Raw genomic sequence first — 11,337 nt, forward strand, 5'->3', positions numbered from 1 at the left:
TTTAGACTTTAGCTACTTCTTTTTGTTCAAAGGGTTGAAGCAAGCCTATAGCTTTATCGACAGTTTTAACGTGTTCAAACGTAAGCAGCAGACGCAAGCCATTTCTAGTTTGCTTTTCCTTCATCTGGCATTGGCGTGGATGCGAGTGTACATAGTGAAGGACACTTCTGAAGCGCCTGGAATTATAAAATTCTGAATCTTGATTAGAGAGGAAATAACCTATCATTTTACCTTTTTTCAAAATTAATTTTTCAAGTCCAATATTGGCTGCAATCCATTTTAATCTTACACTGTTGATTAAATCTCGAGCTTCTTTTGGCAAATCTCCAAACCGATCCATCAATTCATTTTCAAAATTGGCAAGCCCATCTTCATCTTGAATAGAATTTAATTTGGTGTATAAATTCAAGCGTTCTTTTATGCTATTGATATAGTTATCTGGGAATAAAATCTCAAAGTCAGTATCGATCTGAGCGTCCTTCACAAACACCTGATCCTCTTCTACGTTTTCTTCTTCGTATACAGATTTGAACTCATTATCTTTTAATTCTTGAATGGCCTCGTTCAATATTTTCTGATACGTATCAAAACCAATATCCGAAATAAATCCACTTTGCTCACCTCCTAGCAAATCTCCTGCTCCACGGATTTCTAAATCTTTCATAGCGATATTGATGCCGCTCCCCAAATCAGAAAACTGTTCTAACGCTGAAAGTCGCTTTTTAGCATCGTCGGTCATCATCGTTAGGGGTGGAGTGATAAGATAACAAAAAGCTTTTTTATTGCTTCTTCCCACACGCCCACGCATTTGGTGTAAATCTGACATGCCGAAATTATTAGCACTATTAATAAAAATAGTATTGGCGTTGGTAACGTCTAGACCGCTTTCTATAATTGTAGTTGAGACAAGCACATCAAACTCGTTGTTCATGAACTGCAACATCAGGTTTTCGAGTTTCTTTCCTTCCATTTGTCCATGTCCAATGCCAATTTTAGCATCAGGAACCAACCGTTGGATGAGTCCAGCAACTTCATTTATGTTTTCAATACGATTATTGATAAAAAAGACTTGCCCACCCCTTTCGATTTCATAGGACACGGCATCTCGGATCTGGTCTTCAGAAAATCGAATGACATGGGTTTCTATAGGATAGCGGTTTGGAGGAGGGGTTTTGATGGTCGATAAATCTCTGGCAGCCATCAGGCTAAACTGAAGGGTTCTTGGTATAGGAGTAGCTGTAAGGGTAAGAGTATCTACATTAGCCTTAATAGTTTTCAATTTATCTTTTACGGTCACCCCAAATTTTTGCTCCTCATCAATGATGAGAAGTCCCAAATTTTTGAACTTTACAGCTTTACTAACGAGTTGGTGAGTACCTATTACAATGTCCACACTACCGTCTTCGAGGCCTTCCAAAACAGATTTACGCTCTTTAGTAGTTCTAAAGCGGTTGAGGTAATCTACAGTGACTGGAAATTCTGATAATCGCTCAGTAAATGTTTTATGATGCTGAAAGGCTAAAATTGTAGTGGGAACCAAAACAGCAACTTGCTTACCATTATCTACAGCCTTAAAAGCTGCACGGATAGCGATTTCTGTTTTTCCAAAACCTACATCCCCACAGACTAAGCGATCCATGGGTTGTTCTTTTTCCATGTCGCTCTTTACATCTTGTGTAGCTATGCCTTGATCTGGCGTATCTTCATAGATAAAAGAGGCTTCCAGTTCATGTTGTAAATGAGAATCTGGTCCATATTGAAATCCCTTTTCCAACTTTCGTTTGGCATATAATTTTATAAGGTCAAAGGCTACTTTCTTTACTCTAGCTTTGGTCTTATTCTTAAGACTTTTCCAAGCTTTACTTCCTAATTTGTAGACTTGAGGGGCCTTACCATCCTTCCCGTTAAATTTTGAAATTTTGTGTAAAGAATGAATGCTTAAATAGAGAATATCTCGGTCTCCATAAAACAACTTTACAGCTTCTTGGAATTTCCCCTCGACGTCTATTTTCTGTAACCCACCAAATTTTCCAATTCCATGGTCTATATGAGTCACATAATCCCCAATTTCTAAACTGGTTAATTCTTTTAAGGTAATAGCCTGCTTCTTGGCATAGCCGTTTTTTAGATGAAATTTATGATACCGGTCGAAGATTTGGTGGTCTGTATAACATACCAATTTATTGGTTTCATCTATAAAGCCTTCGTGCATGGAAAGCACCAAGGTTATATAATGGACGTCATCGTCTTGGTCTTCAAAAATATCTTTAAAACGTTTGGCCTGTTGTTCACTAGTGCAAAGAATATAATTCTCGTAGCCTTTATGGTGCTTGCTATTCAAATCCTCTATAAGCAGATCAAACTTCTTATTGAAGGAGGGTTGAGGGCTCGTAGGGTAGATAAAGGTTTGATTGGGTTTTAAAAAAGCTTGTGTTCCAAATTCAACACTTGTAAACTCAAGTAACTGTTTTTTGAGCAGCTCGCCTTTAGAAAATAATTCATTAGGCTCACTGTGTTTTATATCTGTAGAGAGTTTAGAAAAAGCCTTTTCAGCTTTTGAAAATAAATCATCAATCGTTTGCGACAGGACGTCTACATTTTTGATAAAGACCACCGTGTTATGACTGATATATTCCAAGAAGGTTTGGCGGACTTCATCTAGCTGCTTTTTCTCAACATTGGGCATGATGTCGATTCTCTTCTTTTGCTTGGTGGATAATTGGGTTTCCACATCAAATGCTCGTATGCTATCGATTTCATCCCCAAAAAACTCTATTCTATAAGGTTCATCATTACTGAATGAAAACACATCTATAATGCCTCCTCTTACAGAAAATTCTCCAGGTTCTGTTACAAAATCAACACGTTTAAAATTGTAGTCAAATAGAACTTCATTAACAAAGTCAATCGATAGCTCATCTTTGAGATTTATTTTCAAAACCGTGCGATCCAGTTCTTTTTTGGTGACTACTTTTTCAAAGATAGCCTCTGGATAAGTTACTATAATGGATGATTTCTTTCTAGAATTGATTCGGTTAAGAACTTCAGACCTCAGCAGGATATTTGCATTATCGGTTTCCTCAATTTGGTAAGGTCGTCTATAACTTCCAGGGTAGAAAAGAACGTTTTTTTCATCGACGAGCTGCTCGAGATCGTTAAGATGGTATGCGGCTTCTTCTTTGTCGTTAAAGACCAACAAAAAAGGACGCTCAGACTTCAAAAAACTTTCGGCTTGCACAAAAGAGACCGCAGAACCTATTAAACCTTTGATGAAAATCTGTTTCTTTTCTCCGGACAAAAGAGTTTCACTTAACTCTTTGATTATTGGACTTTTGGAAAAGTGTTTTTTAATTTCAGCTTTTGTCATACGTCACAAAGGTAATAGAAAAACTTAAATTTATAAGTCCTAGAGCTATGAGAGGTAGCTTTTTAAGCTTCTTTTTTGTTTTGTTTTTTATCGTAGAAATTTCTTCTAAAGTTTCTGTTTTTTCGGCCGTAGTGTTTCTTTTTGTTTTTCTTATTGTTTAAGAACACCGCTAAAAATAGAATTGCCAAAATCACAATGACTATGATAAATTGTAAGTCTGGTGAAAATTGCTCGAGCATGATTCAAATTTTAATAAAGTTAATGAGTTTTAAATTGATTTTAAAATCAAACACGGATTACAAAATCTTGTTTGACTTGTTCCTGTCTAAAAAATACAAGCCCCCACTGAAAGGTATCGATGGTGACTTTTACGTCCTTATGAACTTTTATCTGCTCCCAGGCTACTTCCATAGAAGGTGACAAATGAATGTCATCGAAAATAAAAAGGCTATCGTTGTGTTTATGGGCTAATAGGCGTTCAAAATAGTTCAAGGTGATCTTGCCATCGTGATGTGCGTCTATAAAAACCAAATCAAACTTATTTTTTGAATTTGCCTGTTCAAGATTCTCGCTAGAGCCAAAGCCTGACAGATACTCAGAAAATGAAGAAGATATTGCAGAAATATTTTCAAGGCCTTCACTTTTAAAAAGTTGCCTTGCAAAAGAAGAAGTTTCTCGACAGGCCTCTACTGTTGTCAAACTGGTTTTTCCATTTCCTGCAATACTGAAACTCCCAAGTCCAATAGAAGTCCCCAGTTCTAGTGCTTTTTCTATAGAAAGATAATCGACAAGGCGGATCATTAGTCGAGCTCGCTTCTTTGTTATCGAAACCTGTTCAGCAATTTTAGAGACAGGTCTCCTATTCCTCTCGAAAACTTTTGATTTCGCCCCAAAATCTTCAACTTCAAGAATCTCTTTGGATTCTAAACTTTTTCTTTGTGCATTGGACCAAATCCCATAGGCTTTAAAATAGTGCTTATTATAAAAGCACTGAGTGATTAATTTATAAACAAAGGGAGAATGTATGCCATGTTGGTTTTTGGAATGCCACAAAAATTTTAAATACGCCTTTATTTTGAACCACATGATTTACAACTTTCCTTATATCGTATTCAGTTCTTATAGATTACCAAAATTAAGTTCAAACCAGAGTAAGATTAATTAAAAGACTTTTCTATCCCTCAATTTTCATAGATAATTCAAACCACTGTTCTGTTTTTGATTCCAGCTCTTTTTGGATGTCCTGTAACTCGATCGTTTTATCTTTAACCTCCTTCGCGTTCAACTCTCTAAGGAAATCAGCTTCGAGCTTTTCTTTTCTGTTCTCTAGAGAATGAATTCCCTTTTCCAGTTTTTTATAAAGCTTTTGCTCATTAAAGCTAAGGCTGCTTTTTTGGTCTGAAACAGGTTTTGGTTTACTTGGAGATTCCGAAGAACTTTGGCTGCTCTCCTCGTATTTAGCTTCAAGTTCCAAGGCCTTTATATCCCTGTAGTCAGAATAATTTCCAGTGAAATCAGTTACTTTTCCTTCACCAAAGACAAATAAATGATCCACTATTTTATCCATAAAATACCTGTCGTGACTCACCACAATTAAGCATCCAGGGAAGTCTAAAAGGAAGTTTTCGAGAACATTTAAGGTCACAATGTCTAAGTCATTAGTAGGTTCATCCAAAATTAAAAAATTAGGATTTTGAATCAATACCGTACATAAGTATAAGCGTTTTTTTTCTCCACCGCTTAGCTTCTCTACAAAATCATATTGTTTTTTACGATCAAATAAAAACTTTTCTAAAAGTTGCTGAGCAGAAATTTGTCGCCCCTTATTAAGAGGGATATAGTCGCCATAATCTCTTATCACTTCTATTACTTTTTGACCTTCTTTAGCCTTAATACCATCTTGAGTGTAATAACCGATTTTTAAAGTTTCTCCATGGATAACTTTACCCTGATCTGGGGCTAACTTACCTGTCAAGACGTTCAAAAATGTAGATTTACCAGTACCGTTTTTACCAATAACGCCTATTCGCTCATTTTTCTTGAAGATGTAATCAAAATCTTCAAAAAGAAACTTGTCTTCAAAGCCTTTAGACACGTGATGCATTTCTAGAACCTTAGATCCCAAACGTTCCATATTAATCTCCAACTCTACCTTGTGGTCGTTTCTACGTTTGCCAGCTCGATCTTTTATTTCCCCAAAACTTTCGATTCTAGATTTGGATTTGGTCGTTCTAGCCTTAGGCTGTCTTCTCATCCAGTCCAACTCTTTTTTATAGAGCTGTTTTGCTTTTGCTGTTGTGGTTTGCTCTACTTCAATACGTTCAGCACGTTTCTCTATATAATAACTGTAGTTGCCTTTATAGCTATATAGAGTTTTGTCCTCTAGTTCCAAAATATAGTTACAAACACGGTCTAGAAAATACCTATCGTGGGTAACCATAAATAAAGTAAGGTTTTCGGTCTTTAGAAATTCCTCGAGCCATTCTATCATTTCCAAGTCCAAGTGGTTGGTTGGCTCATCAAGAATAAGCAGGTCTGGTTTGTCCAATAACAAATTGGCTAGGGCCAAACGCTTTTTTTGACCTCCAGAGAGGTCTCCTACTTTCTTAGAGAGGTCATCTAACTTCAGTTTGGTAAGGATTTGTCGGTAAGTCGTTTCAAAATCCCAAGCTTGCTTGGCTTCCATTTGGTCGAAAGCGCTTTGATAAGCATCTGCGTCTTCAGGATTTTGTAGAGCCTTTTCATAAGCACTGATGATTCTCAAAACCTCATTATCAGAGGTAAGTATAGTTTCCTCAACAGTCAATTTTGGGTCAAGGTCAGGTTCTTGAGGAAGAACCCCGACTTTAACACCTTTTCTATAGACCACCTGTCCATTATCTGGGACTCCTATTCCAGAAACAATATCTAGTAAAGTAGTTTTACCGGTTCCATTTTTGGCAATAAGAGCGATTTTTTGGCCTTGGCTGATGCCAAAAGACAAGTTTTCAAACAATACAAGTAAGCCGTATGACTTAGAAATTTCTTCAACTGATAAGTAATTCAATGCTAAATTTTTTGCAAAAGTACTCAAGTCCATTTGAAATAGCTAATTCTTTAGCTTATAGAACTTTGAATTGCTCCTAATAATTTCCAAAACAAGGAGATCCCTTCCTTCAAAAGTATACTTTTGCTGCTTTATAAATTACTTAAACACAAACAAATGAAAGTAGCTGTCGTCGGCGCTACCGGTATGGTAGGCCAAGTGGTACTCCAGATTTTAGCGGAGCGTAATTTTCCTTTAACTGAATTAATTCCAGTGGCTTCAGAAAAGTCAGTCGGAAAAAAAATCATGTACAAAGAAAAATCTTACACCGTTGTAGGCCTTCAAGACGCAGTGAACCGAAAACCAGAGATTGCTTTGTTTTCTGCTGGTGGTGAAACCTCACAAGAGTGGGCTCCAAAATTTGCAGAGGTGGGTACAACCGTTATTGATAATTCTTCCGCTTGGCGAATGGATCCTACCAAGAAGCTAGTAGTTCCAGAAATAAACGCTTCAGAAATTACAGAGGAAGACTTGATTATCGCTAACCCCAACTGTTCTACAATCCAGTTAGTGATGGCTTTACAGCCCTTGCACAAAGCCTATCAAATAGATCGTGTAATTATTTCTACTTACCAATCTATTACAGGTACTGGGATAAAAGCAGTGCGACAATTGGAGAATGAATATGCAGGTAAAGCTGGTGAGATGGCCTATCCTTATCCTATTCATAAAAATGCAATTCCACATTGTGACGTTTTTTTAGACAACGACTATACCAAAGAAGAAATGAAGTTGACTAACGAAACCAAAAAAATCCTGTCGGATGATAGCATCAAAGTAGCTGCTACAGCAGTTAGAATCCCTGTGGTTGGCGGTCATTCAGAATCGGTTAACATCGAATTTAAAAAAGCTTTTGAAGTTATTGATATCAGAAAGCTTTTAAGTGAAACCGGTGGGATTACCCTTCAAGACAACCCGCAGGTGAATACATATCCAATGCCTATCTATGCTGAAGGCAAAAACGATGTCTTTGTTGGTAGGATACGAAGAGACTTCACGCGCGACAATGCTTTAAATCTTTGGATCGTTTCAGATAACCTTAGAAAAGGAGCAGCGACCAATGCGATACAAATCGCTGAGTACCTTTTAGAAAAGCGCTTCAAAGTATAAGATTTAAGACGATAATGACCACAAGGGCTTTTCTTTTTTTTGGAAAAGCCTTTGTGTTATACTCCAGCTTTTAAGTTTGATATCAAAAAACATCAAAGCTGGCTGCATTAAATTCAGAGTAAATAAAAGCGCTAAAAAGCATATGATTTTGTTTGATTATATTTACGACAAAATCATTTTTCTATGAAACAAATAGTATTACCTCTTGCAGCTTTATGTCTCTTGGCATCTTGCAATGAAGGTGAAAAAAATCAAGCAAATTTGACATATCCAGAAACAAAACAAGTCGATACGGTGGACGCGTATTTTGATACTGAAGTGAAAGATCCTTACCGTTGGTTGGAAGATGACCGAAGCGCAGAAACTGAAGACTGGGTGAAAGCCCAAAATGACGTTACCTTCGATTATTTGGATAGCATTCCCTTCAGAAACAAGCTGAAAGAGCGTTTGTCTAAAGTGTGGAATTATGAAAAAATAGGCGCTCCTTTTGAGCGTGGTAAGTATACTTACTTTTCCAAAAATGATGGTTTACAAAACCAATATGTCTTTTACCGCTATAAAAATGAGGACTCCATAGTAAATGCAGAGGTGTTTTTAGACCCGAATACCTTTAGCGACGATGGAACGACTTCACTCGCTGGAATGAGTTTTACTGAAGATGGTGAAACTCTCGCCTATTCTATTTCTGAAGGTGGTAGCGATTGGAGAAAAATAATCGTCCTCGATACTGAAACTATGGATAGAAAAGAAGATACGCTAGTGGACGTCAAGTTTAGTGGGGTGTCTTGGAAAGGAAATGAGGGCTTTTACTATTCTAGTTATGATAAGCCAGAAGGGAGCGAACTCTCTGCAAAAACAGATCAGCATAAATTGTATTTCCATACCATGGGAACCCCTCAGAGTGGAGATGAAGTTATTTTTGGAGCAACTGAAGCAGAAAAGCATAGGTATGTTTCTGGAAATGTAACAGAGGACGATAGGTATTTGGTGATTTCTGCATCCAAATCTACTTCGGGTAATAAGTTGATGATTAAAGACTTGACCAATCCAGATTCAGGTTTTATAGAGGTTGTCGATAATTACGATAACGATGTTTATGTGATTGAAAATGAAGATAGTAAATTATTTATGGTGACAGATAAAGACGCCCCCAATAAAAAGATTGTGACTGTGGAGGCAAGTGCACCTCAGCCTGAAAACTGGGAAGATTTTATTCCTGAAACGGAACATGTTTTGTCTCCTTCTACAGGTGCTGGATATTTCTTTGCAGAATATATGGTAGATGCGGTTTCTCAAGTAAAGCAATACAACTACGAAGGTGAATTACTGAGAGATATTGAATTACCAGGTGTAGGATCTGTTGGAGGTTTTGGTGGTAAAAAAGAAGCGAAAGACATTTACTTTTCTTTTACAAATTATACTACTCCAGGGACCATTTACAAGTTTGCTCCTGAAAATGGAACTTACGTGGTGTATCAAAAACCAGATATCGATTTTGATACGGAGGCCTACGAAAGTAAGCAAGTATTTTACACGTCCAAGGACGGGACTAAAATCCCAATGATCATCACTCATAAAAAGGGGATTGAATTGGATGGAACTCACCCAACGATGCTTTATGGATATGGAGGATTCAATATTTCATTAACGCCGTCTTTTAGTACTGCAAATACAGTATGGTTAGAAAATGGAGGTATTTACGCTGTGGCTAATTTACGAGGTGGAGGTGAATACGGAAAAGAATGGCACAATGCAGGAATTAAAATGAAAAAGCAAAATGTCTTTGATGATTTTATTGCTGCTGCTGAATATCTTATTGCTGAAAACTATACGTCATCAAATAAATTGGCGATTCGCGGAGGATCTAACGGAGGTCTTCTAGTAGGAGCCACAATGACTCAACGGCCAGACTTAATGAGAGTTGCTTTACCAGCGGTAGGCGTTCTGGATATGTTACGTTATCATACTTTTACCTCAGGTGCTGGATGGGCTTATGATTATGGAACGTCTCAAGACAGTTCTGAAATGTTCGAATACCTAAAAGGCTATTCTCCATTACACAGCGTTAAAGACGGTACAGAATATCCAGCTACTCTAGTGACTACTGGAGACCATGATGATAGAGTAGTGCCAGCGCATAGTTTTAAGTTTGCTGCTGAATTACAAAGTAAACAAGCAGGAGACGCCCCTACTTTGATTCGAATAGAAACCGATGCTGGACACGGTGCGGGTAAACCAACTTCAAAAATTATCCAAGAATACGCAGATATTTTTGCCTTTACCTTTTATAATATGGGCTACACTGAATTATAGTTTCTATGGTGATTTTATTGATTATAAAACCCCTGTTTTAATCAACAGGGGTTTTTTGTATTTAAGAAGATTGTGTTGAACTGAGCGTTTCGATTCTTCGATAAACTCAGTAAAGGCTTGGTTAAGGTTTTTCAGCATTTTCTCTAAACTAGTTTGTCATGCTGAACTTGTTTCAGCATCTAAACCTTAGATGAATCAAATCGCTTAGAAGGTCCTCGCATAGAAGATCCTAAAACACGGCCTGTTTTCTGGCAAAGGCAGGTTAAAAAGTGACAAAGTTTGAATGTTGAAAGCTATAAAAACCTGTAACAGGTAGGTCTTGATAAAAGTCTTTAAAGTCTCTTAGATCAGCAAATAGAAATAATCGATAATGTTGATTAAACATCAAAACTTTATTTTCAACATTTTGAGTTTCACCGATGGAGAACTTATCAAATTGTTTGTTATGAATTATATAGAGGAAATGAAAAAACTCAAACTATATTTAAGTCTCATTTTGACGATTCCTAGTTGTTCTAAAAATGATAGAATCTCTAGCTTTTTCTTCTAACTCCACTTCTTGTATTTTATATATCAAAGGTGTTATTTAAAATAGTACTCCGAACATATTCGGGGCTAAACGAGCACTGATCAAATGCTAAAAAGGACTATTGAAAGAGGAAAATTCATTGTGTTTTTAGATGAAAGCACATCATATATAAATACAGCAGATGTCGTAAGTAGTCATAACACTGGAAAGTCTAGCAAACAGCTGACAAAGGAAACACTTAAATGGATGCACATTGCAATTGGAAACGCAAAAATAGACCTACAGAAGTTTTATAAAATAAGGCGAAAGTATCTTCAGTTATATCTCGATGAGTTCATTTGTAAACTCAATAGGAGATATTTCGGAGAGAGACTATTTGACAAGCTAATAATAACTAGCAGTTCAACGATTGGAAACTAAATGGATATACAAACCACTTCAATTCATATTGCGTTTTTGAATAAAGAAGGTTTTTAAAAGTATGGAGGCTTCTTCTTCTAAAAGACCATGATCGACTTTGGTTTTAGGATGCAGCTGTGTTCCCAGAGTTATGTACCCCCGCCTCTCGTCGGGAGCAGCAAACACCAATCTTGATAACTGACTCCAATACAAAGCGCCGGCACACATTTGGCAGGGCTCCAGAGTGACATACAGTGTACAGCCTCTCAAATACTTGCCTCCAATATGATTAGCAGCAGCGGTTATGGCCTGCATCTCGGCGTGGGCGGTTACATCGGTGAGTTGCTCGGTAAGATTGTGACTTCTAGCGATAATCTGGTTGTTGTGGGTCACCACGGCTCCCACAGGGATTTCGCCTTTATCAAAAGCCAATTGAGCTTCTTGCAAAGCTTTCTTCATAAAATAATGGTCGTCAAAAGGAGTTAGCATAGGAAAAAAGAGGTGTTTTTATGACTTTACAATATATCTATTTTG

Annotated in this window: 7 protein-coding genes and 1 pseudogene; 3 read left to right on the plus strand and 5 right to left on the minus strand. The window is 37.1% G+C overall.

All coding sequences use genetic code 11. The features are described 5' to 3' along the window. Nucleotide 1 precedes the first annotated feature (1 nt). From mfd to CXF67_RS15955, 4 genes are all read right to left on the minus strand, one after another. Nucleotides 2-3,367 (minus strand): transcription-repair coupling factor, encoded by a 3,366-nt coding sequence (gene mfd, locus CXF67_RS15945; RefSeq protein ID WP_102089641.1) that lies wholly within the window; start codon nt 3,365-3,367, stop codon nt 2-4. A 62-nt stretch (nt 3,368-3,429) separates the two neighbouring features. Beyond that, nucleotides 3,430-3,606 carry a hypothetical protein gene (locus CXF67_RS18370; RefSeq protein ID WP_180957994.1) on the minus strand — a complete coding sequence of 59 codons (177 nt, stop codon included), beginning with the start codon at nt 3,604-3,606 and terminating at the stop codon, nt 3,430-3,432. Between the two features lie 46 nt (nt 3,607-3,652). Beyond that, nucleotides 3,653-4,420: an O-methyltransferase gene (locus tag CXF67_RS15950; protein WP_308302199.1), complete on the minus strand. Its 768-nt coding sequence runs from the start codon at nt 4,418-4,420 to the stop codon at nt 3,653-3,655. A gap of 121 nt (nt 4,421-4,541) precedes the next feature. After that, entirely contained in the window at nt 4,542-6,413 is a 1,872-nt protein-coding gene (locus tag CXF67_RS15955) for an ABC-F family ATP-binding cassette domain-containing protein (protein WP_102089739.1), read from the minus strand. 156 nt (nt 6,414-6,569) lie between these two features. Between CXF67_RS15955 and CXF67_RS15960 the strand changes: the two genes are divergently transcribed. The 3 genes and pseudogenes from CXF67_RS15960 to CXF67_RS15975 all read left to right on the plus strand — a co-directional run. Next, nucleotides 6,570-7,562: an aspartate-semialdehyde dehydrogenase gene (locus tag CXF67_RS15960; RefSeq protein WP_102089643.1), complete on the plus strand. Its 993-nt coding sequence runs from the start codon at nt 6,570-6,572 to the stop codon at nt 7,560-7,562. Nucleotides 7,563-7,745: 183 nt separating this feature from the next. Then, nucleotides 7,746-9,875, plus strand: a complete 2,130-nt coding sequence (locus tag CXF67_RS15965; protein WP_102089644.1) for a prolyl oligopeptidase family serine peptidase — start codon at nt 7,746-7,748, stop codon at nt 9,873-9,875. Nucleotides 9,876-10,542: 667 nt separating this feature from the next. Continuing rightward, nucleotides 10,543-10,824 (plus strand): annotated as a pseudogene (locus CXF67_RS15975) (IS1595 family transposase); the annotation flags it as partial. Nucleotides 10,825-10,842: 18 nt separating this feature from the next. On the opposite strand, the gene CXF67_RS15980 reads toward CXF67_RS15975, so the two are convergent. Then, complete coding sequence (locus tag CXF67_RS15980; RefSeq protein ID WP_102089647.1) at nt 10,843-11,292, minus strand: nucleoside deaminase; 450 nt, start codon at nt 11,290-11,292, stop codon at nt 10,843-10,845. Nucleotides 11,293-11,337: the final 45 nt, after the last annotated feature.

The sequence above is a fragment of the Psychroflexus sp. MES1-P1E genome (assembly GCF_002836055.1).
Lineage (GTDB): Bacteria > Bacteroidota > Bacteroidia > Flavobacteriales > Flavobacteriaceae > Psychroflexus.